The sequence below is a fragment of the Nocardia sp. NPDC057663 genome (assembly GCF_042799895.1).
Lineage (GTDB): Bacteria > Actinomycetota > Actinomycetes > Mycobacteriales > Mycobacteriaceae > Nocardia.
The window spans coordinates 329,218-355,572 of record NZ_JBHVHX010000006.1 but is presented as its reverse complement, the minus strand read 5'-3'; the positions used below and the strand labels follow the sequence as shown (position 1 = coordinate 355,572).

Sequence of the window (26,355 nt, the reverse complement as noted above, 5' to 3'; positions counted from 1 at the left end):
CTCAGGTTTCGCGCAGCGCACTGGTCCTGGGGTATCGACGGTGAACAGAATTTGAATAGACGGTCACGGCCGGTTCACCGCGCGTTAGCTGCAAGGGATTTTGATCATCGGGTCCCCTCCGAACGCTCCAACATCGAGGTTCAACGAAATGCTGATGAGGAAATTCGCCGCCACCTCGGCGCTGCTGATCGCTGCCATGGGCGTCACCGCCGGCGCCGTCAACGCTGCGCCGAACGAGGCCCCCGCCCCGGTCAACTTCACCGCCCAGGAGATCAACGGCACGTCCGTCATCACCACTGACGCGGGCTCGCTGGTCGAGGAAGAAGGCGCCTTCAAGATCAAGGCCGCCGACGGCACCACCATCGCCGCCACCCCGCTGACCTTCCGTCTCGACGAGTTCGAGCTGCCCATCGCGGCCGAGATCTCGGGCAACAAGGCCGTCCTGACCCCGCAGCTGGACCCGGCCAAGGCCGTGTACAAGCCGGTCGCCCTGCCTTTCGAGGACAAGGCCCCGTGGAAGTCGGAGTACGACCGTGAGGTCGCCGCCTTCAACCGCATGAAGGACACCATCTCCATGGGCGCCTCCATCGCGTCGCTGGTCGGTGGCCTCGGCGGCGCTGCCGTCGGTTGCGTCCTCGGTGGCGTGCTCGCCGGCACGGTCGCCCTGGGCACCATCGTCGGCCTGCTCGGCCCCTTCCTGCCTGCCGCCGCTGTCGGCTGCATCGCCGGCGCCCTGCTGGTCGGCCCGGTCGGCGTCATCGCGGGCAACATCTTCATCACCGCCCCGGTCGCGATCGGTGCTGCCATCCAGTACTTCGCCACCATCAACGCGCCGTTCACCGCGCCGGCCAAGTAATCCCGTCTCGAACGACGCACAACTTCACTCGCACAACTGAATACGCGAGCCAGGAGCCCCGCCCGGCATTCCGGGCGGGGCTTCGCGCATGAAATCCCCCTGCACCGCACCACATTGAGGACTCCCCACTCATGCTCATCAAGAAGTTCGCCGCCACCTCGGCGCTGCTGATCGCCGCCATGGGCGTCACCGCAGGCGCCGTCAACGCCGCGCCCGCCGAGGCCGCCCCGATCAACTACACCGCCCAGGAAGTGAACGGCACCTCCGTCATCACCACCGACGCGGGCTCGCTGGTCACCGAAGACGGCGCATTCAAGATCAAGGCCGCCAACGGCGACACCATCGCCGCCACCCCGCTGTCGTTCCGCCTGGACGAGTTCGAGCTGCCGATCGCCGCCGAGATCTCGGGCAACAAGGCCGTCCTGACCCCGCAGCTGGACCCGGCCAAGGCCGTGTACAAGCCGGTCGCCCTGCCTTTCGAGGACAAGGCCCCCTGGAAGTCGGAGTACGACCGTGAGGTCGCCGCCTTCAACCGCATGAAGGACACCATCGCGATGGGCGCCTCCATCGGCGCGCTGGTCGGTGGCCTCGGTGGCGCCGCCGTCGGTTGCGTCCTCGGTGGCGTGCTCGCCGGCACGGTCGCCCTGGGCACCATCGTCGGCCTGCTCGGCCCCTTCCTGCCCGCCGCCGCCGTCGGCTGCATCGCCGGCGCCCTGCTGGTCGGCCCGGTCGGCGCCATCGCCGGTCAGCTCTTCATCACCGCCCCGGTCGCGATCGGTGCTGCCATCCAGTACTTCACCACCGTCAACGCGCCGTTCACGGCGCCCAAGTAATCCGGACCGAACAGCGAAAAAGACCCGTCCGGCACGCGCCGGGCGGGTCTTCTCTCGGTAGGAGGCTCGTCCGGCCGATCGTGATCAGGACGTCCGAGCCAGTTCGACAGCTCTACGCGGTCCTGGCCCGCTGGGCGGGTTCCAGGGCGACCCGGACGAACTTGGCGACCCGGCCGAGTACCGAGCGGCTCTCCGGCATGCTCGGCAGGATGCTCATGAACGCGTGCACCTGGCCGCGCCAGAGCTCGAGGGTGTTGGGGACCCCCGCCGCGCTGAGCCGGTGGGCCATGAGCTCGCAGTCGTAGCGGAGCAGTTCGTCCTCCGCGGCGATGAGCAGGACCGGGGGCAGTCCGGCGAGGTCGGCGTTGACCGGCGACAGCGCCGGGTCGAGCGGGCCCTCGGTCTCGGCGCCGAGCCGGACGACGGCCTCGAGGCCCGACAGCGGGATATACGCGTCCCTGGTGACATTGACGTACCCCTCCTTGGCCCGATAGTCCAGGTCGAGCAGCGGGCTCAGGCCGACCAGCGCCGCGGGCAGCGGCAGGCCGATGTCGCGGGAGCGCAGCGCGGTGGCGAAGGTGAGGTAGCCGCCCGCGGAGTCGCCCGCGAAGACGATCCTGGCCGGGTCGGCGCCGTGGCGCAGCAGCCAGCGGTAGGCGAGCACACAGTCGTCGATCGACTCGCTGATCGAGCGGCCGGGCAGCTGCCGGTACTCCACATTGAGTACGGCCAGTCCGGTCCGCCTGGCCACGCCCGCGACGATCGCGCGGTGCGACTGCAGGCCGCCGACCGCGAACCCGCCGCCGTGCATGTACAGCACCGCACCGTGGCGCAGCGCGCGCGATCCGCCCGCGGGCCGGACCATCTCCATCTTGAAGCCGTCCAGCTGGATCTGCTCGCGCTCGATGCCGTGCGGTTCGGGCCGCAGCCGGGAGAGCAGGTCGACGGCGACGGCGCCGATCGGGATGGTCGCCCGGTTGATCGGGACGGTCCGCAGCAGCGGTCCGATGACGCCGACGCACGCGCCCATCAGGACCCGCGAGGTGGTGCTCGTCCGGCCGGAGTTCACGATGATGCCCTGATCGGGCTTGCCGGTGCGCTTGGCCGTGGTGGCGGGTGCGACCCCGCCGAACACACCGATTCCGGCGATCTTGGTCGTTGCCATCGCGCACCTACCTCACAGCTGGCGCGTCGACCGCGACCAGGGCGAATCCCCCGGTGCGGATGTCGACGCTGACATCTAACACGGCGATGTTTCACACATCGGCGCTCACATAATCAGATGAACGCAGTGTCTGTCTCGGTTATCGCCCGACACACCCGGTCACGAAACGTTCGTGACCATTTCGTCGACGTGTCGGAACCTCCCCGACTCCGCGGGACCGGGAGCTGGCACACTTCCCCCATGCGCGGAATCATCCTGGCGGGCGGCACCGGTTCGCGGCTGCACCCCATCACGCGCGGGGTGAGCAAGCAGCTCGTCCCGGTCTACGACAAGCCCATGGTCTACTACCCGTTGTCCACCCTCATGCTGGCAGGGATCGACGACATCCTGGTGATCACCACGCCGGAGGACGCCGACGCGTTCGCCCGGCTGCTCGGTGACGGCAGCCAGTTCGGCGTCTCGATCAGCTACGTGGTGCAGCCGGAACCCGACGGTCTCGCCCGCGCGTTCGTGCTGGGCGCGAGCCATATCGGTACCGAGCCCGCCGCCCTGGTACTCGGCGACAACATCTTCCACGGCCCCGGCCTCGGCACCAGCCTGGCCCGGTTCCACGACATCGACGGCGGCGCCGTGTTCGCCTACTGGGTCAGCGACCCGACCGCCTACGGCGTGGTGGAGTTCGAGCAGGGCCGCGCGGTCTCCATCGAGGAGAAGCCGAAGGCGCCGCGCTCGAACTACGCCATCCCCGGCCTCTACTTCTACGACAACGACGTGGTGGAGATCGCCCGCGAACTGCGCCCGTCCGCGCGCGGGGAGTACGAGATCACCGACATCAACCGCGCCTACCTCGAGCAGGGCAAGCTCAGCGTCGACGTGCTCGCCCGCGGCACCGCCTGGCTCGACACCGGCACCTTCGACTCGCTGCTCGACGCCGCCAACTACGTGCGCACCATCGAGGAACGCCAGGGCCTCAAGATCGGCGTGCCCGAAGAGGTGGCGTGGCGGCGCGGGCTGATCACCGACGACCAGCTGTGCGAGCTGGCCGAACCGATGGTGCGCTCCGGCTACGGCCGCTATCTGCTGGATCTGATCGACCGCGGGAAAGACTGGTAAGCATGCAGATCCGTGAACTGGCCATCCCCGGCGCGTGGGAGGTGACCCCGCGCCTGCTCGGCGACGACCGCGGCATGTTCTGCGAATCGTTCAAGGCCTCGGAATTCGAGAAGGCCACCGGGCGGCCGTTCGAGCTGCACCAGGTGAACACCTCGGTCTCGGCGGCCGGCGTGCTGCGCGGTATCCACTACACCGAGGACCCGCCAGGTCAGGCCAAGTACGTGACCTGCGTGCGCGGCGCGTTCCTCGACGTCGTCGTGGATCTGCGGCCCGGCTCCCCCACCTACGGGCGCTGGGACAGCGTGCTGCTCGACGACGTGCACCGCCGCTCGGTGTTCCTGTCCGAGGGCCTGGGCCACGCCATCCTCTCGCTCGAGGATCACTCCACGGTCACCTATCTGTGCTCGCTGGAATACACCCCCGAATTCGACCGGGACATGGACGCTTTCGATCCCCGTCTCGGGATCGAGTGGCCGACCGAGGGCCGCGACGGCAGCCGGCTCACCTATATCCGCTCCGCCAAAGACGAAGTGGCCCCACCTTTTTCCTGATCCACGTGAAACACCGGACGGCACCACCAGGGAAAGGTGGTGCCGTCCGGCGTTGTCCGATCAGGCGACCGGCTCGAGGACCTTCTCCTCGGCGACCGGCACGTCGGCGACCCGCGACCGGGTCAACCGCGGCAGGAAGACCGTCAGAGCGACCAGCGCGCCGACGATGGTGACGCCCGCGGCGAACTCGAGGCCCGGCCGGTAGGTGTCGAGCATCTGCTGCGGCGTCGCACCGGCGCCGTGCCCGCCGGAGGTGACGATCGCGGTGGTCACCGCGAGCACGATGGCCGCGCCGACCTGCATGGAGGTCTGCAGCACGCCGGCCGCCAGACCCTGCTCGTCGTCATCGATACCGCTGGTGGCCTGCACGTTGATCGCCGGGAAGCCGACCCAGCCGATGCCGATCAGCAAGATGGCGGGCAGCAGCACGGTCAGGTAGTCCGGCGCGGTGTCGACCCGCAGGAACAGCAGGTAACCCACGGCCATCACGGACATGGTGACGGCGATGACCGGTCCGGTGCCGAAGCGGTCGATCAGCTTCTCGGAGAAGAACGCCGACCCGACGACCAGGATGCCCACCGGCAGCAGCGCCATCGCCAGCTTCAGCGCCGACCAGCCCAGCGTGTCCTGCATGTACAGGGTGACGATGAACTGCCAGCTGAAGTAGGAACCGGCGACCGCGATGATGGCCAGGCTGGCCCGCACCAGCGACACCTTGCGCAGGATGCCCAGGCGCACCAGCGGGTGCCGCACCCGCTGCTCGGTGATCACGAACGCGGCGAACAGGGCGATGACGGCGAGGAACGAACCGATCGTGCGGACCGAGGTCCAGCCGACCTCCGGCGCGGTGACCACCGTGTAGACCAGCAGCAGCATGCCCGCGGTGGACAGCAGCGCGCCGAGCAGATCGTGGCCGCCCTCCTCGGCCTTACCGTCCTTGGGCACCAGCACGAACGCGGCGACCAGGGCGGCCAGGGCGATCGGGACCGGCAGCAGGAAGGTCCAGCGCCAGCCGACGCCGGTCATCAGGCCGCCGAACAGCAGGCCCATGGAGTAACCACCGGCACCGAAGACGGTGTAGATGGACAGCGCCTTGTTGCGCGCTTTTCCTTCGGCGAAGGTCGTGGTGATGATCGACAGGCCGGTGGGCGCGGTGAACGCCGCGGCCAGGCCCTTGACGAAACGGGTGACGATCAGCAGGGTCGGGTCGCTGACCAGGCCGCCGACCAGCGAGGCGACGGCGAACACGGCCAGCGCGATGAGGAAGACCTTGCGGCGCCCGAGCAGGTCGGCGGTGCGGCCGCCGAGCAGCAGCAGGCCGCCGTAACCGAGGACGTAGCCGCTGACGAGCCACTGCAGGGTGGAGGTGGACAGATCGAGTTCGGCGCCGATGGACGGCAGCGCGACGCCGATCATCGAGACGTCGAGACCGTCGAGGAACAGAACGATGCACAGGGTGATCAGCATGCCCCAGAGGCGAAGTGGCCACCTGGTCGGATCGGTCGCCTGATCTGCGGCCGAGAGCGTTGCTGGCGAAGTCATGCGGAGGACATTACATGCGCACGCATTAAATGCCAACACATAAATTGCCGTTGCATAGACATGCCTGCACTACTAAGATGGGGCCATGTCGAACCCGGCCACAGCATCAGCTCGGCGCAACGAGGCGCCCACCGAGCTGGTCGGCCAGTGGCGCGAACTGCTCGATCGGCACGCCGCCGTGAGCTGCGCACTGGAGAAGGCGCTTCAGCACCAGCACCGCATCGGACTCAGCGAATTCGAGACCCTCGATCGCCTGGTCGACGCGGACTGTCAGAAGTACCGGATGACCGAACTGGCCGGTGACATCTACCTGAGTCAGAGCGCGCTCTCGCGCGCCGTGGCCAGGCTGGAAAAAGACGGCCTGGTCGAGCGCACCATGTGCGCCGAGGACCGCCGCGCCATCTTCGTCCACCTGACGGAAAAGGGCAGGGCGGTCTATGACCAAGCCCTGCCCACGCACCGCTCGGTGCTCGCCAACTCCTGGTAGGAGCTACAGCGCGCCGGAGGCCGCCGCGCTGATGTCGGTGAACGCGCCGTGGTAGCGCTCGTAGTCGGCCGGCTTGTCCAGATAGGCCGAGCCTGCGAAGGTCTCCGCGAAGACCACCGGCGGCTCCGGCCGGTCGAGCGAGCCGTCGACGCCGAAGTCCAGGATCACGAACCGGCCCGATTCCAGGCCGGCGTGATAGCCCGTATCACCCGGCACCACCTGGATCCGGACCGTGTCCAGCTCGGCCAGCTCGCGCAACCGCGCGCGCTGGGCGGCCAGCACCCGATCGTCACCGATGCGCCGGGTCAGCACCGCCTCGGCCAGCACCACCTGTAGCCGCAGCGGCGCTTGCGCGCGGGTGAGCAGCGCCTGCCTGGACTCGCGCACCCGCAGCCTGCGCTCCAGCTCGGCCTCGGTCAGCCCGGGCACGGTCTGCTCGAGTAGCGCCCTGGTGTAGTCCTCGGTCTGCAACAGCGCCGGGACCAGGCCGTCCTCGTAGATCGACAGCCCGGTGGCCGCCTCCTCCAGCCCGATGTAGACCTCGAAGCCCTCCGGGATCACATCGCCGTAGCTCGTCCACCATCCCCGTGCCTTGGTTTCGCGAGCTAGGGCGGCCAGCGGCTCGACGAGCTCCGCCGGCGCCCCGTACACCTTGCACATCGCCTCGACATCGAGGCTGCGCAACGATGTCTGGCCGGTCTCGATCCGCCAGATCTTCGCTTCCGACCACTCGAGTTGCGCCGCGGCGGTCCTGGTCGTCATCCGCGCCTGATTGCGCAGATCACGCAAGTGCCTGCCCAGCTGCCTGCGCGGCATCGTCGAACCGGTGACGCCCTGTGGTGAAGCCATACTTCCCCCCTGTAATCCAAATCCGGTCTCCCCCATCTCTTTCGGAGACCGCCCTACGCAGCCGACCCAGTCGTCGGATCTGCGTACGGATTGTTTCACAATGAATCGGACAACGCGCAACACATAGTTCAGGAGGCAAGCACGGGGCTACTTCTTCTTCCTGAACCGCCAGAACTGCACGGCACGAACGTCTTCGGAGAGCTGGTTGACCGGCTCGGCGACATCCGAGAGCGCCTGGAACAACCCGTCGGCCAGGTCGCTGATGTGCTCGACCCGGCCCGCCAGCCGGGCGGCGTTGCTCGCGAACTCCAGCATCAACCGGACCGCGGCCGCGATCGTCAGCCCGAGCGGAATCGCGACCAGCGCGGCGAGGATGCCGAGCAGCGCCGAAGCCCGCCACGCCAGCACCGTGAGCACGACCGGAATGCCGATGCCGAAGGAGACGACGCCGAGGATGTAGGCCAGCGGCAGCAGCGTTCTGGTCGCCGGCCTGCGGAACTGGACATCGAGCAGCGAGCGCAGCACTTCGGCGGCCCACTCTTTGGCCGATCCGGTACTGCGGAACGGGTCCTCGAACCCCGCGTCGCGTGGTATATCCGAATCGTCCGCGTTTTCGTCGTCGTCCGCCTGCGCCGCCCGCCGCGCCGCGCGCTTCACGTCGGTCTCTTTCCAAGAGAGCCAGCGTGATTCGGCTTCGAACTCCTCGGGTTCCCCCTCGGGAGGCGGGGTGGTGCCCGGCGCTTCGGTCATATGCCGAATCCTGCCCGGTTTCGGCCCCTACGCCAACCCTGCCGGGCCGCATCCTCCGATAGCGAAGGTCGGCCGAGTGAGACGAACCAGACAGTCTCGAATATTTTTCGGTAACCGCGTAACAAGACTGCCACCCCGGTCCGATACGCCCCATGAACGCAGGAACAGAGCTCTTCGGGGAATGGAGAACACAGTGCGCACGACGTTTCCGACCACAACTACGGCCACCGAGAAAGGTGCCGCCGCGCAGGAGTACGCCGCGCGGGGTTGGACGGTTGCCGAAACGGCCAACGGCCTGTGCTTGATCACCGACGACGAGGTCTCGGCGATCGAGATCACCGGTGAGATGGCGGGCGAGGTCCGTCGCTTCCTGCGCGCCAACAACCTGTCCGGCCCCGTGATCGAGATCCCGGGCCAGGAGCGTCGCGAGATCCACCTGGTCACCGGTGTCCGCAAGGCCGCCATGGCGATCGAGGCCATGCGCGAGGCCGGCGTCGTCGTACACACCGACGGTGCCAGCATCCCGCTGCCGCCGACCCAGCTCGCCGCGGGCAGCGCCTCCTGGGGCGTCGCTCCCGCCGAGGCCCGCTGGCTCCCGCCGGTCGTCGCCCTCGGTGCCGCCGTGCGCGCCGCCGCGACCCGCAAGCGCGCCACGCTGACCGTGGCCTGCTAGAACACCGACTCCGCGGTGAACCCGCGATCGCGACGCGTTCCCCGACGTCGCGATCGCGGGTTTTCGGCGTTTTCGAGTACGGGTCTCCGCTGTACGCGCCGGCGCTGAGCCTGCGCATGAAAAGGCCCGGGCCGGGCAGCGGTCGATCCCCGCAGAGATCCCGCCTGACCCGGCCCGGGCTTGCCCCACTGCCTACTTCAGGCCGAGTGCCGCACTGCCCGCATCGAGAAGATCCTGGATCGGGTTGCCTGCCGCGCCACCCACAGCGACGTTCTTGTCCAGCAACTCGATGGCCGGGCTGTTGACGCTGCAGGTATCACCCTCACCGACGTAGAGGTGGATCCGCACCCGGTGGTTGCCCGCCTCGATGTTCCCGAGCACCGCCGACGGCTTCTCGCGGGAGAGGATGGTGCTCTGCATCATCTCGTCCAGCAGCACCGTCCCGGACCAGCATGCGTCGTCGGTGTTGTCGATGGAGACGGTGATGTTGTCGGTACCGCCCACCGCCTCGGCGGTCCGCGCGGCGGACGCGGTGCCCGCGAACAGGGTGATCGCGACGGTGACGAGGGCGGTCGCCCCGGTGGCAAGCTTGAAAGTACGCACGCCCGTGATCATAGGACGATCCGACCTTTTCGCATGCCCCCAATAGTGTTGGCGGAAAACATGTTTCGAGAAACCCGAACGTGGGCAATACGGTCGTCCACACGGCTTTCCGCGTTTTCCGACCCGGGTGCGCCGGACGGCGTAAGGATGGGGGCATGGCTCCGCGAACGCTGCTGCGCACCTGTCCGCTGTGTGAGGCCGTCTGCGGTCTCGCGATCACTCTCGACGACGCCGACCGGGTGGTCTCGGTGCGCGGCGATCGCGACGACCCGTTCAGCAAGGGCTTCGTGTGCCCGAAGGGCGCGAGCTTCGGCAAGCTCGACGACGACCCCGATCTGGTCACCACCCCGCTGATCCGCGAAGGCGACGGCTTCCGCGCCGCGAGCTGGGACGAGGCGTTCGACCTGATCGCGACCAGGTTCACCGAGGTCGTCACGGCGCACGGCAGTGGCTCGACCGCGGTCTACCTGGGCAATCCCAACGCCCACACCGTCGCGGGCGCGCTCTATCTGCCCGCCCTGATCCGCGCGCTGAGCACCCGGCACATCTACACCGCGAGCACCGCCGATCAGATGCCCAAGCAGGTCGCGGCCGGGCTCATGTTCGGCGACCCGCTGACCGTGCCGGTGCCCGACCTGGACCGCACCGACTTCCTGCTGATGCTCGGCGCCAATCCGCTCGAATCCAACGGGTCGCTGTGTACGGCGCCGGACTTCCCCGGCCGGTTGAAGGCGCTGCGGGCCCGCGGCGGCAAGCTGGTCGTCGTCGACCCGAGGGCGACCAGGACCGCGGCGCTGGCCGACGAGCACCTGTTCATCCGGCCAGGCGCCGACGCCTACCTGCTGTTCGCCGTCGTCCACACACTCTTCGCCGAGGAGCTGACCGACGTGCGGATCGAGGCCGACGGCCTCGACGACCTGCGCGCCGCCGCCGCCGAGTTCAGCCCGGAATCGGTCGTCGAGCGCACCGGCATCCCGGCCGACACCATCCGCGCCATCGCCCGCGACCTCGCCGCGGCGCCGACGGCCGCCGTCTACGCCAGAATCGGCACCTGCACCGCCGAGTTCGGCACGCTCACCCAGTGGCTGGTCGACGCGATCAACGCGCTGACCGGCAATCTCGACGCCCCCGGCGGCGCCATGTTCGCCACCGCGGCGGCGGGCGGTATCCCCCGCACCAGGCCGTTCCGGCCGGGCCGCTGGACCAGCCGGGTGCGCGGACTGCCGGAGACGATGGGCGAACTGCCCGTCGCCACCCTCGCCGACGAGATCGAAACCCCCGGTCAAGGGCAGATCAAAGCCCTGGTCACGGTCGCGGGCAACCCGGTGCTGTCCGCGCCGAGCGGCGCCAGGCTCGACCAGGGACTGGCCGGGCTGGAGTTCATGGTCAGCGTGGACCGGTACGTCAACGAGACGACCAGGCACGCGTCGGTGATCCTGCCGCCCCCGCGCTCGGTGCAGTCGCCGCACTACGACTTCGCGCTGCTGCAGTTCGCGGTGCGCAATTACACCCGGTACTCACCGCCGCTGGTTCCCCTCGACGGCCGCCCGTCCGAATCGGCGGTGATCGCGCGGCTCGCCGCCGCCGTCAGCGGGCAACCGCACGCGGGTACCGGCGCGGACAGCCCGATCGCGATGATCGACGAGCTGGTCATCGCGGGCATGCTGCACAAGGCGGGGATGAGCGACCGGCGCGACGAGCTCGACGGCACCGACACGACCGAACAGCGCATCGACCTGATGCTCAAACTCGGCCCGTACGGCGCGTGGAACGGCGGTGAGCTGAGCCTGCGAACCCTGCTCGCCAACCCGCACGGCATCGATCTCGGCCCGCTGCGACCGCGCCTGCCCGGCGTACTGCGCACCGCGTCCGGCCGGGTGGAGCTCGCACCGCCGGAGCTGCTCGCCGATGTGCCGAGACTGCGCGCCGGCCTCGCGACGAGCGCACCGGAGATGGTGCTGATCGGGCGCAGGCAGCTGCGCTCCAACAACAGCTGGATGCACAACATCGCCGGCCTGGTCGGCGGATCGAACCGGTGCACGCTGCAGATCCATCCCGACGACGCGAGCAGGCTCGGTCTCGGCGAGCTGGCCGAGATCAGTTCGGCGGCGGGCTCGTTGACGGTCCAGGTCGAGCAGACGCCGACGATCATGCCAGGCGTGGTGAGTTTGCCGCACGGCTGGGGACACGGCGCGAGCACCACCCAATCGGTCGCGCTCGCGCACGCGGGCGTCAATGCCAATGCGCTGACCGATGATTCGGTGGTCGACGCGATTTCCGGCACCGCGGTGTTCAACGGTGTCCCGGTGACGGTAGGACCGGCCTGATCGGTCTACCTCTGGAAACCGCTGCGCAAACCGGACTTTCGTACCATTCGCAACAATGGACACACCCCATAACTGGTGATGCTCCCCTAGACTGGGTGAGATTGCAGTCACAAGCGGGGGTTTCAGCGCGAAACCCGCACCACCCGGTTCGGCTAGCAGAGGGGGCCCCGATGCCCGGAAAACACGTCGGCAGCGATGGAGAGCACGAGCTTCAGGACACGTTGGGCACCACGGACAGGGCCGAACGCTTCTACGACGACCAGGTGATCGACTACCTGAACCCGTCGATGGTCGAATTCGTCGCGCGGATGGACATGGCTTTCATCTCCACCGCCGACTCACACGGTGAATGCGACGCAAGCTTCCGGGCAGGTACCCCGGGATTCCTGCACGTGATCGACGATCGCACGATTGCGTACCCCGAATATCGAGGTAACGGGGTAATGGCCAGCCTCGGCAACATACTCGAGAACCCGCACGTGGGGATCTTGATGATCGACTTCGTGCGCGACCTGATCGGGCTGCACATCAACGGGAAAGCCCGCATGGTTGCCGACAGTGAGCTACGCGAGACCGTCAGCGATCTGCCCGCCGCCGAACGCGGGAAGACATCGCAGGTGTGGGTCGTCGTTGATGTGGAAGAGGCCTATATCCACTGCCGCAAGCACATTCCGCAGATGGTGCCGGTCGAGCGGGATCGCCGCGAGTGGGGCACCGACAGTGTCAGGGCCAAGGGCGGCGACTACTTCGGCGTCAAGGCGGGCAAGCCGCTCGCGCCCGCGAAGGCCGCGGCGGCCAAGGCCAGCTGACTAGTCGAGCTTGAAGATCACCAGTCGCTGCACGACGAAGTTGATGACGGTGGCGGTGCCCTGCGCGATCACGAACGCCAGCGGCTGCCGCCACCACTCGTCGGGCAGCGCGAAGTACAGCACCGCGTTGATGCCGACCTGCACGGCGAAGGTCACCGCGTAGAGCGCGACGACGGCGAGGAAGCGCGCCCTGCTCGGTTCCGCCTTGAACGTCCAGCGGCGGTTGATCAGGTACGCGGTGGTCGTGCCCGCGACGAAGCTGATGGCCTTGGCCAGGCTCACCGGGAGGCCGAGCAGGTTCAGCAGCAGGCTGTAGATGCCATAGTCGACGATCGCCGAGAGGCCGCCGGTCAGCGTGAACCGCACGATCTGCGTCTTCAGGTCGACATCGGTTCCACCCGGCTCGTCGACCAGGGGAATCTCGGCGGGAAGCGGCAGATGCGGTTGGGCTTGCACGTGAGGAAGACTACGAGACCGGTCGCGTATCCCGCCATGCATGTAGCCTCTTAGCCGATGTCCGAGAACATTCCGACCACCACCGATGGGGCGTTTGCGCTGCCCACGCGCACTCGCACGCTCACCGGATGGGGTCGCACCGCACCCACCTCCGCCGAAGTGCTCTCGACCAGCGATCCCGAGTTGATCGTCAAGGCCGTGAGCATGGTCGCCGAGGACAACGACTCCAAGCCGGCGCACCTGCGACGCGGCGTGATCGCCCGCGGCCTCGGCCGCTCCTACGGCGACCACGCGCAGAACGCGGGCGGGCTCGTCATCGACATGCCCGCGCTCAACCGCATCCACCGCATCGACCGCGATTCCCGCATGGTCGACGTGGACGGCGGCGTGAGCCTGGACCAGCTGATGAAGGCCGCGCTGCCGTTCGGCCTGTGGGTCCCCGTGCTACCCGGCACCCGCCAGGTGACCATCGGCGGCGCCATCGCCTCCGATATCCACGGCAAGAACCACCACAGCGAAGGCAGCTTCGGCAACCACGTCCGCTCGATCGACCTGCTGACCGCCGACGGTCAGGTGCGCACGATCTCGCCGACCGTCGACGCCGAGCTGTTCTGGGCCACTGTCGGCGGCAACGGCCTGACCGGCATCATCCTGCGCGCCACCGTCGAGATGGCGCCCACCGAGACGGCCTACTTCCTCAACGACGGCGTCAAGACCTCGACGCTGGACGAGACCGTCGCCGTGCACAGCGACGGCAGCGAGGCGAACTACACCTACTCGAGCGCGTGGTTCGACGTGATGAACCCGCTGCCCAAGCTGGGTCGCGCCTGCCTGACCCGAGGCAGGCTGGCCAAGGTCGACGAGCTGCCCAAGAAGCTGCGCAAGAATCCGCTCAAGTTCGACGCGCCGCAGCTGCTGACGGTGCCGAACATCTTCCCGAGCTGGTCGGCCAACCGCCTCTCGCTCGGTGCGGTCGGCGAGGCGTACTACGCCATGGGCGGCACCTACACCGGCAAGATCCAGAACCTGACGCAGTTCTATCACCCGCTCGACATGATCGCGGAGTGGAACCGGGTCTACGGCAACGCCGGTTTCCTGCAGTACCAGTTCGTGGTGCCGACCGAGGCCGTCGAAGAGTTCAAGCGGATCATCATCGACATCCAGGCGTCCGGGCACATCTCGGCGCTCAACGTGTTCAAGCTGTTCGGCGAGGGCAACGCGGCGCCGCTGAGCTTCCCGATGCCCGGCTGGAACATCTGCGTCGACTTCCCGATCCGTCGTGGCCTCAACGAGCTGGTCACCGATCTGGACCGGCGCGTGATGGAGTTCGGCGGCCGCCTGTACACCGCGAAGGACTCGCGGACCAGCGCGGCGGCGTTCCACAAGATGTACCCGCGGATCGACGAGTGGATCAAGGTCCGCCGCAGCGTCGACCCGAACGGCGTTTTCATGTCCGATATGGCCAGGAGGCTGGAGCTCCAGTGATCAACGCAGTGGGCAACCCACAGACCATTCTGCTGTTCGGCGGCACCTCCGAGATCGGTCTCGCGATCTGTGTCGAGTACCTGCGCAAGGGCCCGGCCCGGATCGTCCTGGCCAACCTGCCCGGCGACCCGCTGCTCGATGGCGCGGTCGCGCAGCTGAAGGCCGCCGGTGCGACCCAGGTCGACGTCATCGATTTCGACGCGCTCGACACCGACTCGCACCCGAAGGTCGTCGACGCGGCGTTCGCCGCGGGTGACGTCGACGTCGCGATCGTGGCGTTCGGTGTGCTCGGCGACGCCGAGGAGCTGTGGCAGAACCAGCGCAAGGCGGTCATGACCGTCGGCATCAACTACACCGCCGGTGTGTCGGTGGGCGTGCTGGTCGGCGAGAAGTTCAAGACGCAGGGCCACGGCCGGATCATCGTCATGTCCTCGGTGGCCGGTGAGCGCGTGCGCCGCTCCAACTTCGTCTACGGCTCCACCAAGGCCGGCCTCGACGGCTTCTACCTCGGCCTCGGCGAGGCGCTGCGCCCGCACGGCCCGCGCGTCACCGTCGTGCGCCCGATGCAGGTGCGCACCTCGGCGACGAAGGCACACTGGGAGGCCACCGGCTCCAAGGAGGCCCCGCTCACGGTCGACCCGGAGGATGTGGCCCGGATGGCCGTCACCGCCTCGGAGAAGGGCACCGAGATCGTCTGGGCACCCGGCGAGGCACGCTTGCTGATGTCGGCGCTGCGCCACGTGCCGCGGCCGATCTTCCGCAAGCTGCCGATCTGATCTACCGCTTACCCGAACTGCCGCATCGTCCCCGGATGGTGCGGCAGTTCTCGTTCACGCCCCCGGGCGGGGGCTCCACTAGGCTGGCCCGGACCGTAGGGCCGACAGGAGCTGGAGGACAGCGCGCCGATGACGACGAACGAACAGGTGCCGTCGGGGCGCAGGATCGGGGCCGGGGCCGGTGAGGGCGTGGCGGCTGCCCTGGTCGCGCTCGTCGTCGCCGCGGTCGGGCTGTTCGCGTTCTCGGCGGTGCAGTGGCCCGCGTTCAACTCCTCCAACGTGACTCGGGCGCTGACCACCGTCGGCCAGGTCGTCGCCATCGGGCTGCTGGTGGTATCGGTGCTGCTGATCCGGCTGCGGAAGTGGCCGGTGGTGGCGAAACTGGCCTCCTGGGTGGGCATTTCGGGCTTCGTGACGGTGACGCTCGGTATGCCGCTGGCGGCGACCAAGCTGTATCTGTTCGGTGTCTCGGTGGATCAGGAGTTTCGCACCGAATATCTGACGCGGCTCACCGACAGTGCGGCGCTGCGCGATATGACCTATGTCGATCTGCCGCCGTTCTATCCGGCGGGCTGGTTCTGGATCGGCGGGCGGGTCGGCAACGTGCTCGGCATGGACGGCTGGGAAGTGTTCAAGCCGTACGCGATCGGGCTGCTCGCGGTCGCCGCGGTGGTGGCGCTGGTGCTGTGGACGCAGCTGGTACGGGCCGATCTCGCGGTCGGCGCTGCGGCGGCGGTGACCGCCATGACGCTGGCCTACGCCTCCCCCGAGGCCTACGGCGCGGTGCTGGTCGTGTTCATTCCGCCGGTGCTCGTGCTCGCCTGGGGTGCGCTGCACCGGTCGTCGGGCGGGTGGGGCGCGGTGCTCGGCACCGGACTGTTCCTCGGCGTCGCCGCCTGCTTCTACACGCTGTACCTGGCGATCGTGGCGTTCACCGTGGTGCTGATGGCCGTGGTCGCGGCCGGTGTGGCCGTGTACACGCGCCGGGAAGACCTGCGGCCGCGGGTCGGCGGGCCTCGTGCCGTCGGCGGTCCGGCGCCGTGGCGGGCGGCGATCGCGCCGCTCACCAAGCTGGTCGTCATCGGGGCCATCGCCGCCGTGCTCGCGCTGGTGGTGTGGGCGCCGTATCTGCTGAAGATGCTGTCGGGGGCGAAGCTGCCCTCCGGCAATGCCTTCCACTATCTGCCGCAGTCGGGCGCCGAGCTGGCCTTCCCGATGCTGGAGTTCTCGCTACGCGGTGCGCTATGCCTGCTCGGGGTGCTGTGGCTGGTGCTGCGCGCCGGAACCTCGCGCCGGGCCCAGTCGCTGGGGCTCGGGGTGGTGGCCATCTACCTGTGGACGCTGCTGTCGATGGCCGCGACCGCCGCGGGCACCACGCTGCTCTCGTTCCGGTTGGAGCCGGTGCTACTCGCTCTGCTCGCCGCCGCGGGCGTTTTCGGCTTCGTCGAACTGGCCGGCCTGATCTATCGCGCGATGAACGATTCGTCGCCGGTGCGCACCGCCGCCGGCGTGGTGGCGGTGCTCGGCGCGGTGGCCTTCGCCCAGCACATCCCGACCGTGCTCACCCACGAGATCGACACCGCCTACACCGATACCGTGCCGACCGAGGTGGCCAACGCCGACGGCACCTTCGGCGAGCGCGCCGACAAGCGCAAGCCCTCCGCGGTGAGCTACTACCACGCCGTCGACGAAGCTCTGCTGGCGCAAACCGGCCGTCCCCGAGACGAAACCGTCGTCCTCACCGCCGACACCAGCTTCCTGGCCTTCTACCCCTACTTCGGCTTCCAGGCCCTGACCTCGCATTACGCGAACCCACTGTCGGACTTCAAGGACCGCGCCGCCACCATCGCCGCCTGGAGCAAGCTCGACTCCGCCCCCGCCCTCCTCGACGCCATGTCGACGGCCCCCTGGCGAGCCCCGGATGCCTTCCTCTTCCGCCGCGACGGCGACACCTACACCCTGCGCCTGGCCGAAGACGTCTACCCCAACGACCCGAACGTCAAGCGCTATACCGTCGCCTTCCCCAAAACCCTCTTCGCCGACCCCGCCTTCACCACCACCGACATCGGCCCCTTCACCCTGGTCACGGTGCGCCGCTGAGCTCTGGCTCGATACGTCGCACCGTGACCGGGCCCGCGGATCGTTTCCGTTCCGTGCCGGATCGCCCTGTCCAGGCCGCTCGACGGCACTACACTGACATGTGCGGCACGGTCGCCGCCGACGGGCGAGTACCGCGGCGGATGGCGTTGGAATCTTCGATCCTGCACGTCACGGGTCCCGGCGACCCGATACCGGAGGAGGACATATGTCCGATCCGTTGCACACGAGGGTGTGCCTCACCGGAATGCACTGCGACTGCCCGAGCATCAGCTTCTTCGTGGTGCCCGAGCCACTGGTTCGCGGCGGGCAGGTGCTTCATCTGCTCGAACAAGCGCCGGTCGCCGGACGAACACCGGAACCGAAACCCGATATCGACATGATCGATCTGATCGAGGCGGTCCGTACGCCGCTGAGCACCCGCGGCCTGGCCCGCGTCGAGCGCGTCGCCTTCGCAGGCAGGCGGCACGATCCGCCCACCGCGCGCACCGTCCTGCACGACCATCTCATCGAGGAGACGCCGTGGGGTCTCGACGTCGACGACCCGGCGGAACTGATGCGCCTGGAGCTGCTGCCCGAACACCGCATCGGCCCGCGCCGCATCGATGACTTCCAGTCCCATTCGGTGCGCCAGGCGATGCTGGCGGTCTACCGGTATTTCGAGATCGATCAGCGCATTCCGCTGGTCTATCACGGTTTCGCCGACCCGATCGACGGCTGGTTCGCCCTGCGCGCCTCGGCCGCCTGAATTCCCCTGGTCAGACACCCACAACCGACTGTTGTGTTGATCGACACCCGGTAGCTACTGGTGTGCGGGAGCGCGATAGACCACAATATGCCCGGTCAGTGTCAACAAACTGCGCGGTTCGCGTCGCGGGGCGAGTACGCTGCGAAATGTTGAAATGTTCGGCCGACCGAAATCAGTTTTGGTAGTGCTGATCGGTACGGATGCAGAGGTATAGCTATGACGCTCAGCAGATCGGAGCGGATCGATCTTTTGCTGACCCGCCCGCACCGTCAGGAACGTGAACCCTCCCCCAGGGAAGAGCTGCACTCGGTCAGCCAGATCGAGCAGACCGTCGTCGACGCCGCGATCGCCCTGCTCGGGCCGGGCCAGAAGTTCGCGCTGTTGTGGTCGATGCAGGTCGGCGAGAACACCGTGGCGGGCGTGCAGGTCAAGAAACGCGACGGAACGGTCACCAACCTGGTGCTGCCGGTCGAAGTGCTCGAGTACTTCACCGACCACAAGCGCCTGTCCTACGACCCGGTGGCCGGCGCCTGGCTCAGCGCCGAGATCTTCATCGCGGGCCCCACCCGCTACAAGGCGACCTTCTCCACCGGCGCCGTCCCGGACTGGATGCCGGAGTTCTCGGCCGAGGATCTGCGCGCCGAATTCGCCGCCTTCCCCCGCGCCGACGGCGAGATCCCCGACTGGGCCAAAGCCCAGCTCGATTGGAGCGACCGCAAGACGGGATGACCCGGCGCACAGGTTCGATGGCTAGCATCAACCCCCGTGCTGCGATCTGACCGAGCGTTCACCCGATACCGCCTGATCGCCCTCGTCTGCGGGCTGCTCGGGTTCGTGCTTGCCCTGCTGACGCCGCTGCTGCCGGTGCAGCAGGACCGCGCGAGCCTCGATTGGCCGCAGGCGGGCGCGACCAGTGTCGAAGCACCGCTCGTGTCGTATGTGCCCCAGCAGCTCGACGCACAACTGCCGTGCACGATGCTGCGCGGACTGCCGGAGACCGGGTCGACGACGCTGGTGAGCACCATTCCGGTGGCGTCGGGCCAGACCCAGAAGGGGCTGACCGTCGCCGTGCGGGACGGCGTGCTCGGGGTGCAGGCGCGTGATGTGCCGATGCTGTCGGCGCCGATCGCCGAGATCGCGAACTGCGAGCGCATCACGATCGAATCCACCATCGCGGCGACCACCGTCGAATTCACCGGGGTGACGCGCGCGGACGGCAGCCCGTTCCGCAATACCGTCACCGTCGACAAGCGCCCGCAGATCGTCGGCATCTTCACCGATCTCGACGAGGCCGCGCTCGCCGGTGCCCGCGTGCACGCCGACATCGATTCCCGGTTCACCTCGACGCCGACGACGCTGAAACTGGTGACGATGATCGCCGCCGCGGTCGCCACCGTCATCGCGCTGATCGCCCTGCACCTGCTCGACACCACCGACGGCCGTCGCGCTCGCCGTTTCCTGCCCCGGCACTGGTGGCGGATCACCCCGACCGACGTGGTCGTTGTCGTGACGCTGCTCGGCTGGCATGTCATCGGCGCCAACACCTCCGACGACGGCTACATCCTCAATATGGCCCGCGCCTCCGGTCCGTCGGGCTACATGGCCAACTACTACCGCTGGTTCGGCGTCCCCGAGGCGCCGTTCGGCTGGTCCTACGAACTGCTGGCCTGGATGACCAAGGTCTCCGACGCCAGCCCCTGGATGCGCCTGCCCGCCCTCGCCGCCGGCCTGGTGTGCTGGGCAGTGATCAGCCGGGAGGTGCTGCCGCGCCTCGGCGCTCGCGTGCGCCGCGACAAGGTGGCGCTGTGGACCGCCGGACTGGTGTTCCTGGCCTTCTGGCTGCCCTACGACAACGGCCTTCGCCCCGAACCGCTGATCGCGGCGGGCGCGCTGCTCACCTGGTGCCTGATCGAACGCGCCATCGCCACCGCCCGGCTGCTGCCCGCGGCACTGGCGATTCTGGTCGCCGCGTTCTCCCTCGCCGCGGGCCCGACCGGACTGATCTGCATCGCCGCGCTCATCGCGGGTACGCGGCCGGTGCTGATGATCATCATCAAGCGTGCGCAGGGTGTGCTGCCGCGCCGGATCGCCGCCGACGAACTCGACGGCGATGCCACCGACAGCGCCGCGACCGGCACGGGACCGCACCTCACGCTGGGCGCCAAGATCTTCCGCTACGGCGCGCTCCTCGCCCCCGGCCTGGCCGCGGGCACGCTCGTGCTGATCATCGTCTTCGCCGACCAGACCCTGGCCATGGTGATGGAGGCGACCCGGGTCCGCACCCTGGTCGGCCCCAATGTCGCCTGGTTCGACGAACGCACCCGCTGGGACTCGCTGTTCATGCTCTCCCCCGACGGCTCGCTGGCGCGGCGCTTCGGCGTGCTGGTGATGCTGCTGTGCCTGCTCGTGTGCATCCTGCAGGTGCTGCGCAAGGGCCGTATCCCCGGCACCTCGCGCGGGCCGTCCGTGCGCATCCTGGGCATCGTGTTCGGCGCGCTGCTGCTGATGATGTGGACGCCCACCAAGTGGACCCACCACTTCGGCGTGTACGCCGGGCTCGCCGGTTCACTGGCCGCGCTGGCGGCGGTGGCGGTCGGCGCCAACGGCATTCGCGCCCCACGCAATCGCGCGCTGTTCACCGCGGCGGTGCTGTTCGTGCTGGCGATCACCTTCACCGGCTCCAACGGCTGGTGGTACGTGTCCAGCTTCGGCGTGCCGTTCTGGGACAAGGCGCCGCTGGTGGCCGGCAAGGGCGTCTCGACCATCTTCCTCGGGCTGGCCGTGCTCGCACTGCTGGTCGCGCTGTATTTCCATCTGCGCGATCCCTACCGCACGCCGTCCGCGCCGTCGCGTTTCGACCGCTTCGCGACCATGCCGCTGACCATCGCGGCGGCGCTGTTGGTGCTGTTCGAGGTGGCGTCGATGGCCAAGGGCGCCGTCACCCAGTACCCCGCCTACTCGATCGCGAAGTCGAATATCGAGTCGCTGCGGGGGAACACGTGCGGCCTCGCCAACGACGTGCTGGTGGAGACGAACACGGCCGATTCGCTGCTCACCCCCTACTCCGGCGCCCCCGCCGACGGGCTGAGCGCCCAATCCACCGGCTTCTCCCCGAACGGCGTCGCCGCCGACCTCACCGCCGATGCCGACGAAACCGTGGTCGGCGGCGCGAACTCGGTGGACACCGACTCGGCCAACAAGACGACCAACACCACCGGCGCGGGCACCGGCGGCGGCACCAGCACCGAGCCCGGCATCAACGGCAGCACCGTCGCCCTGCCCTTCGGCCTCGACCCGGCCCGCACCCCCGTCCTGGGCTCCTACCAGGACGGCGTGCAGCAGCAGGCGAAGCTGACCTCGCAGTGGTACCGCCTCGACCTCACCGACAGCTTGCGTGACGATCCCGCCTACCAGGCACTCGTCGTCACCGCCGCAGGCCGCATCCGCTACGTCGACACCGACGGCGTCGTGCACTACGGCCAGGACCTGCGCCTGGAGTACGGCACCCGCGCCGCCGACGGCGAGGTGACGGTGACCGGTTCGGTCGAGCCGCTCGACATCGGCCCCGCGCCGTCCTGGCGCAACCTGCGCGTGCCGCTGGACCGGCTGCCCGACGGGGTGAACGCGGTCCGCCTGGTCGCCACCGACAACGACATCACCCAGAAGCAGTGGCTCGCGGTGACCCCGCCGCGACTGCCCAAGCTGGCCACGCTCGACTCCGTCGTCGGGCAGACCGACCCGGTGCTGCTGGACTGGCACGTCGGCCTGGCCTTCCCCTGCCAGCGCCCGTTCGACCACCACGACGGCGTCGCCGAGGCCCCGAACTGGCGGATCCTGCCCGACCGGGTCGGCTCGGACGCCTCCAACGCCTGGCAGGACGACATCGGCGGTGGCCCGCTCGGGTGGACGGGTCTGCTGCTGAAGGCCGAGACCGTCCCCACCTATCTCGCTCACGATCTGGGCCGGGACTGGGGCTCGCTGGAGCGGTTCACGCCGTATCAGCCCGCGCCGCCCGCCGAGATCTCGGTGCGGGTTGTCGAGCAGTCGGGGAGGGCGAAGGAGCCGGCGATCCGGGCGCAGTAGTGAGTGCGGCAGCGTAAGGGCAGCGACCGGGCAGTTGTGCGTGGACGGCACGAAAAGCCTAGCGGCCGTTAGCGTTTCGTGTACGTGAAACGGCTGTAAATGTCGGCCGAATGGCCTTCCCCTGCGCGTTTCAGCACGTACCCTCATGGGTATGACAGGAGCCTTCGATGACATGGATCTGCGAGATCTCGTCGAGCTGCTCAGCGATGACGAGAAAAAGGAACTACGACCGGCCGTGATGCGGGTACTGGATAGATTGCCTTCACAAGAGGTGTTACGCCGCGACCTCAACCGTCGCATGCTCAACGTTTGACTCCTGCACCCTCATCAACGGCCAAAGGCGCGGACCACCTAGGTGGTCCGCGCCTTTTACTGTCTCGGGCTCAGGTCAGAAGACCCGCAGCGGACCGGGGGTCCACAGGCCGCTGCGCGGGGCGGTGCCCGTCGCGAGCTGGGCGGGCTCGGCCCTGAGGTACTGGTTGTAGCGTTCCAGCGAACCCCAGTCGCGAGCCCAGTCGTCCTTCAGGTAGGTCGGGATGGTGACCCGGCTCGCCAGCATCTGCGAGAAGCCGAGCGGGCCGCCGAACTCCTGGGCCTGCCAGGTGTCGGTGGACGAGATCGCCAGCGGGCGGTCCGGCAGGATGCGGTAGTTCGGCACCTCGGCGACGCCGTTGTGGTGCGCGAACGGCCGCTGGCACGGGAACTGCAGGCCGACGGCCCAGTCCAGCAGCACCGGCTGGGTGCGGCCGATGACGCTGTCCAGCGTCCGCAGCTTCGGCACTCGCGGCGGGGTGAACGCCAGCCACTGGTCACCGATCAGGATCGGGTCGTTGGCGACGATGCGGACCGCGTTCGTCTCGGCGGGCAGGTCGGCCACCGGCACGCGCAGGTTGCGCCACGACGGGAACGGGCCGATATCGCGCGGCAGATAGGTGCCGAGCGTGGTGACGCTGCCGTCGGGATTGCGGGTGCCGTATTCGACGAGCAGCGACTGTCCGTACTTGTCGGCGCCGGAGTCGTCCTTGGAGGCGATGCGGCCCGCCGCCGAGATCACGACCAGCGGTGAGTCGTCCGAGCGGGCGGGCAGCCCGTACCAGGCCGACTCCAGGAGCGCGGGCTGCTGCACGCCTTCCTGGTAGGAGCCCAGGATCGGGGTCTGCGCCGGGTCGAGCCCGAACGGCAGCGCGACGGTCGACCCGTTGACGCCGAGCGCGCCCTCACCGCCACCGGTGCCCGCGCTCTCACCCTCGGCGAAGGCGGCGCCGACCGACTGGTTGCTGGTGTTACCGGTACCCGGCTTCACCTCGACCGCGTCGGCGGACAGGTCGCCCGGCACGCCGTTGGGCGTGAAGCCGACCGCGCCGGTGCCCGCGAGCGGATCGTTCGGGTCGGTGAACGGGCGGGCCGGGTCGACGATCGCGTCGAGCCTGCCGCCGTTCGGATCGGATTCGACCAGCACGTCGTTGGCCAGACCGCAGGCATTGCCGCCGATGGCGTCGATGTTGGAGCGGGCCAGCGAGTACCCCGGGTACTGCTGGGTGGCGCCCTTGACCAGCGAGAGCACCTCGAACAGCACCATCAGCCCGACCACGATGGTCAGCGGGATGGCGGCGAACTTGCGGATCCGCCTGCCCCGCTCGGTCCTCGCCGACGGCTGCGGTTTCACGTAGTCCTCGCGCAGCGCGTACCAGCCGACCAGGGCCAGCGCCACGCCGAACAGGATCAGCATCACCGTGTTGGAACGGACGCCACCCAGCGAGATGGTCTTGTCGAACCACGGCACGCCGTAGCTGGACACGTACCAGTAACCGTTGATGCCCGAGAACGACAGCGCGAGCACGAACAGCAATCCGGCCAGGAAGATAGCTCGGTTCTTGCGTGAGCGCAGCGCGCTCTGCGAGACGGCCACCGCCGTGACCGCGGCCAGCGAACCGGCGATGCCCGCGTACGCGCCGAAATGGTGGGTCCACTTCGTCGGGTTGAACATCATGAAGAAGATGGTGCCGAAGACGATCCCCATCAGGCGCCAGGTCGGGCCGGACGCGATGCCGGGCACCTGGCGGCGGCGCAGCAGCACCAGCAGCGTGGTGAACAGGCACAGCAGCATCACCAGGAAGGCGAAGCGCCGGGCCAGCGAGCCGTCGACGGTCTCGACGAACATGTAGTAGTAGCGCAGGTAGTCCTCGTACCAGGCCAGGTTCGGCCCGGTGGCCTGCCGCACCCGGTTGGCTTCCTGGATGCCGGCGAAGGTCTGGTCGCCGTAGACCACCACCAGCACGAGCAGACCCGCCGAGGCGATCGGAGCGAGCAGCGGCAGCGTGCCGAACTCGCGGTGCCTGCGCACGACGATCCGCACCAGCGGGCGGATACCGGCCAGCAGCGCGGCCACACACATCAGACCGGTCGGGGCGGCGGCGAGGGTGAACGCCGCGATCAGCACCGCCATGCCCGCGGGCAGCAGCCTGCCGGTGGCGATGGCGCGTTCGATCGAGACCCAGGTCAGCAGCGCGCCGAGGGCGACGATGGGCTCCGAGCGCAGGCCGTTGTCGAACGGCAGCCAGAAGGCCAGGAACACCAGGCCGCCGGTCCACAGTGCCACCTGCGAGCGCTTGACCGCGTTGCCGAGGCGGGGCACCACCTCGCGGCTGATGACCATCCAGCACAGGATTCCGCACAGCAGCGCGGGCAGGCGCACCCACGGGCTGGCCGTGGAGATCTCGGCGAAGACCTGGATGACGTAGTAGTACCAGCCGAACGGCGCCTCGGGCACGCCGTACCAGCGGAAGTAGTTGGCCGTGTAGCCCGCGTCGGGCGCGACTCGCACCATCGACAGGATGTAGCCGTCGTCGGAGGTGTTGGCGCCGACGAAATGCCAGACCAGCAGGGTGCCGATGACCGCGCCGTCGGCCCAGGTCGGCTTCAGCCAGTTCTTCGGCAGGAACCGGCGGTGCCCGCGCCCGTCGCTGCCGTCGAGCACGGCCAGCGCGCCGAGCGCCAGCAGGGTGCACAGCGCCGCCGCGATGATCGCGATCAGCTTCACCAGCGACGGGCTGGAGGAGAACCGCGAGTCGATCGTCGAGGTCAGCGACAGGCCGTCCGGCACGGCGCCCTTGAGATCGGAGAACACGCCGACGATCTGCGGCCGCAAGTCACCGGCGAGCTGACCCTGCACGGGCGCCCGCACGGTCTCGACCGCGCCCGGCTGACCGGTGATCGGCCGCTCGACCTCCTTGGTCATGCCCCGGAATTCCGCGGTCGTGCGGTTCTGGTCGGAGCTGATGACGATCGCGGAGCACTGGTCCATCGCCGCGCGGTCCGCCGAGGCGACCACCGCGTTGCGATCGACCACGTCCACCGAGGTGTCGGAGACGCGGACGAACAGCGCCTCGAGCGCGGCCCGGTCGCCCTGCGGCGGCGCGGTGGCCAGCAGCATGCCGCCCTGTTCGGGCAGCGTCGCGACCGCCGAGCACGGGATGGTGACGTTCAGATCGATCGGCACCTGCGACATCAGCGGTGCCTGGATATTGCCGAGCTTGCCGTTCTGCGGCCAGTTCAGCTGCGCGGTCGTCTGGGTGACCGGCAGGAACGGCGTCGCCACCGCGAACAGGGCGCCGAGGAGTCCGGCGACCAGCGCGATCCATCGCGCGACCCGGAAGTCCTTCGGGGACGCCACCGGCGCGGCGGGCGGCTTGGTGAGAACGGCAGTTGCGGCGTCTGGCACGGTGGGCATCGTATCCGCACCCTGTTATTTGTGAGGGGTTGCACGCCGTGCCTGTGGACATGCAGCACGCTACGGTGTGAAGTTCAAGCGTTTCATTAAGGGTGCGACGTGCGCCTACCCGGCCGAGCAGCAGGTCGACGTAGGGCGACCAGCCGTTTCGGCGCTATGTGAATTCGCTATCGATCCAGGTCCGAACCAGGTGATCCGCGGACAACCGAGCGCGGCACAGGAGTTTTTCGATGTTACCAGTGTGCACGGTGCATATAGATAAAAAACACAGTAACCGTTACGCGCGGTAACAGTCCCGCATGATAAAGGCGATCCGGGACATCGGGGGCCGATTCGCGAAGGTTTCCACACGAAATGGTAGGCGCCAACAATGCACTACCGAAAAATGCCTTTCGTATTCTTGAACACGACAGCTTCACATC

General features: G+C 68.4%; 22 protein-coding genes. 15 read left to right on the top strand and 7 right to left on the bottom strand.

The genetic code is table 11. The features are described from left to right. Nucleotides 1–148: 148 nt before the first annotated feature. Together ACFVAV_RS17200 and ACFVAV_RS17195 are read left to right on the top strand one after the other, a co-directional pair. On the top strand, nt 149–856 hold the full coding sequence (locus ACFVAV_RS17200; RefSeq protein ID WP_379035877.1) for a hypothetical protein: 708 nt from the start codon (nt 149–151) through the stop codon (nt 854–856). Nucleotides 857–987: 131 nt separating this feature from the next. Next, nucleotides 988–1,689 (top strand): hypothetical protein, encoded by a 702-nt coding sequence (locus tag ACFVAV_RS17195; protein ID WP_379035876.1) that lies wholly within the window; start codon nt 988–990, stop codon nt 1,687–1,689. A 112-nt stretch (nt 1,690–1,801) separates the two neighbouring features. On the opposite strand, the gene ACFVAV_RS17190 is transcribed toward ACFVAV_RS17195, so the two are convergent. Further along, the gene (locus tag ACFVAV_RS17190; protein WP_379035875.1) at nt 1,802–2,854 is read right to left on the bottom strand and encodes an alpha/beta hydrolase; all 1,053 of its coding nucleotides are present in this window, start codon (nt 2,852–2,854) and stop codon (nt 1,802–1,804) included. Nucleotides 2,855–3,094: 240 nt separating this feature from the next. Here ACFVAV_RS17190 and rfbA point away from each other — a divergent pair, with 240 nt between their 5' ends. Beyond that, the gene (gene rfbA / locus ACFVAV_RS17185; protein ID WP_379035874.1) at nt 3,095–3,967 is read left to right on the top strand and encodes a glucose-1-phosphate thymidylyltransferase RfbA; all 873 of its coding nucleotides are present in this window, start codon (nt 3,095–3,097) and stop codon (nt 3,965–3,967) included. Between the two features lie 2 nt (nt 3,968–3,969). Then, complete coding sequence (locus tag ACFVAV_RS17180; RefSeq protein WP_379035873.1) at nt 3,970–4,518, top strand: dTDP-4-dehydrorhamnose 3,5-epimerase family protein; 549 nt, start codon at nt 3,970–3,972, stop codon at nt 4,516–4,518. A gap of 60 nt (nt 4,519–4,578) precedes the next feature. Here ACFVAV_RS17180 and ACFVAV_RS17175 read toward each other — a convergent pair whose 3' ends face one another. Next, the gene (locus tag ACFVAV_RS17175; RefSeq protein WP_379035872.1) at nt 4,579–6,060 is read right to left on the bottom strand and encodes an MFS transporter; all 1,482 of its coding nucleotides are present in this window, start codon (nt 6,058–6,060) and stop codon (nt 4,579–4,581) included. An 85-nt stretch (nt 6,061–6,145) separates the two neighbouring features. On the opposite strand from ACFVAV_RS17175, the gene ACFVAV_RS17170 reads away from it, so the two are divergent. Beyond that, nucleotides 6,146–6,547 (top strand): MarR family winged helix-turn-helix transcriptional regulator, encoded by a 402-nt coding sequence (locus ACFVAV_RS17170; protein WP_379035870.1) that lies wholly within the window; start codon nt 6,146–6,148, stop codon nt 6,545–6,547. A 3-nt stretch (nt 6,548–6,550) separates the two neighbouring features. On the opposite strand, the gene ACFVAV_RS17165 is transcribed toward ACFVAV_RS17170, so the two are convergent. After that, complete coding sequence (locus ACFVAV_RS17165; RefSeq protein WP_379035869.1) at nt 6,551–7,396, bottom strand: helix-turn-helix domain-containing protein; 846 nt, start codon at nt 7,394–7,396, stop codon at nt 6,551–6,553. A gap of 147 nt (nt 7,397–7,543) precedes the next feature. Then, on the bottom strand, nt 7,544–8,146 hold the full coding sequence (locus tag ACFVAV_RS17160; protein ID WP_379035868.1) for a DUF4282 domain-containing protein: 603 nt from the start codon (nt 8,144–8,146) through the stop codon (nt 7,544–7,546). Nucleotides 8,147–8,327: 181 nt separating this feature from the next. Here ACFVAV_RS17160 and ACFVAV_RS17155 point away from each other — a divergent pair, with 181 nt between their 5' ends. After that, nucleotides 8,328–8,819, top strand: a complete 492-nt coding sequence (locus ACFVAV_RS17155; RefSeq protein WP_379035867.1) for a hypothetical protein — start codon at nt 8,328–8,330, stop codon at nt 8,817–8,819. A 192-nt stretch (nt 8,820–9,011) separates the two neighbouring features. On the opposite strand, the gene ACFVAV_RS17150 is transcribed toward ACFVAV_RS17155, so the two are convergent. Next, nucleotides 9,012–9,422 (bottom strand): hypothetical protein, encoded by a 411-nt coding sequence (locus tag ACFVAV_RS17150; protein WP_379035866.1) that lies wholly within the window; start codon nt 9,420–9,422, stop codon nt 9,012–9,014. Between the two features lie 155 nt (nt 9,423–9,577). Between ACFVAV_RS17150 and ACFVAV_RS17145 the strand changes: the two genes are divergently transcribed. Then, nucleotides 9,578–11,749 (top strand): molybdopterin-dependent oxidoreductase, encoded by a 2,172-nt coding sequence (locus ACFVAV_RS17145; protein WP_379035864.1) that lies wholly within the window; start codon nt 9,578–9,580, stop codon nt 11,747–11,749. Nucleotides 11,750–11,919: 170 nt separating this feature from the next. Further along, nucleotides 11,920–12,558, top strand: coding sequence for a pyridoxamine 5'-phosphate oxidase family protein (locus ACFVAV_RS17140; protein ID WP_379035863.1), 639 nt, complete (start codon nt 11,920–11,922; stop codon nt 12,556–12,558). Here ACFVAV_RS17140 and ACFVAV_RS17135 read toward each other — a convergent pair whose 3' ends face one another. Further along, the gene (locus ACFVAV_RS17135) at nt 12,559–13,056 is read right to left on the bottom strand and encodes a GtrA family protein (protein WP_379035862.1); all 498 of its coding nucleotides are present in this window, start codon (nt 13,054–13,056) and stop codon (nt 12,559–12,561) included. Nucleotides 13,057–13,071: 15 nt separating this feature from the next. Between ACFVAV_RS17135 and ACFVAV_RS17130 the strand changes: the two genes are divergently transcribed. From ACFVAV_RS17130 to ACFVAV_RS17100, 7 genes are all read left to right on the top strand, one after another. Then, nucleotides 13,072–14,499, top strand: a complete 1,428-nt coding sequence (locus tag ACFVAV_RS17130; protein WP_379035861.1) for an FAD-binding protein — start codon at nt 13,072–13,074, stop codon at nt 14,497–14,499. Next, nucleotides 14,496–15,275, top strand: a complete 780-nt coding sequence (locus ACFVAV_RS17125) for a decaprenylphospho-beta-D-erythro-pentofuranosid-2-ulose 2-reductase (protein ID WP_379035859.1) — start codon at nt 14,496–14,498, stop codon at nt 15,273–15,275. Before ACFVAV_RS17130 ends, ACFVAV_RS17125 begins: the two co-directional genes overlap by 4 nt. A 129-nt stretch (nt 15,276–15,404) precedes the next feature. Next, nucleotides 15,405–17,375 carry a galactan 5-O-arabinofuranosyltransferase gene (locus ACFVAV_RS17120; RefSeq protein WP_379035858.1) on the top strand — a complete coding sequence of 657 codons (1,971 nt, stop codon included), beginning with the start codon at nt 15,405–15,407 and terminating at the stop codon, nt 17,373–17,375. 205 nt (nt 17,376–17,580) lie between these two features. Beyond that, nucleotides 17,581–18,120, top strand: a complete 540-nt coding sequence (locus ACFVAV_RS17115; protein ID WP_379035857.1) for a hypothetical protein — start codon at nt 17,581–17,583, stop codon at nt 18,118–18,120. Nucleotides 18,121–18,336: 216 nt separating this feature from the next. Continuing rightward, nucleotides 18,337–18,849, top strand: a complete 513-nt coding sequence (locus ACFVAV_RS17110; protein WP_379035856.1) for a hypothetical protein — start codon at nt 18,337–18,339, stop codon at nt 18,847–18,849. A gap of 36 nt (nt 18,850–18,885) precedes the next feature. Further along, the gene (locus ACFVAV_RS17105) at nt 18,886–22,203 is read left to right on the top strand and encodes an arabinosyltransferase domain-containing protein (RefSeq protein ID WP_379035855.1); all 3,318 of its coding nucleotides are present in this window, start codon (nt 18,886–18,888) and stop codon (nt 22,201–22,203) included. 151 nt (nt 22,204–22,354) lie between these two features. Next, on the top strand, nt 22,355–22,516 hold the full coding sequence (locus ACFVAV_RS17100) for a hypothetical protein (RefSeq protein WP_218721237.1): 162 nt from the start codon (nt 22,355–22,357) through the stop codon (nt 22,514–22,516). Nucleotides 22,517–22,591: 75 nt separating this feature from the next. Here the strand turns inward: ACFVAV_RS17100 and ACFVAV_RS17095 are convergent, their stop codons facing one another. Then, nucleotides 22,592–25,924 (bottom strand): arabinosyltransferase domain-containing protein, encoded by a 3,333-nt coding sequence (locus ACFVAV_RS17095; RefSeq protein WP_379035854.1) that lies wholly within the window; start codon nt 25,922–25,924, stop codon nt 22,592–22,594. Between the last annotated feature and the right edge of the window lie 431 nt (nt 25,925–26,355).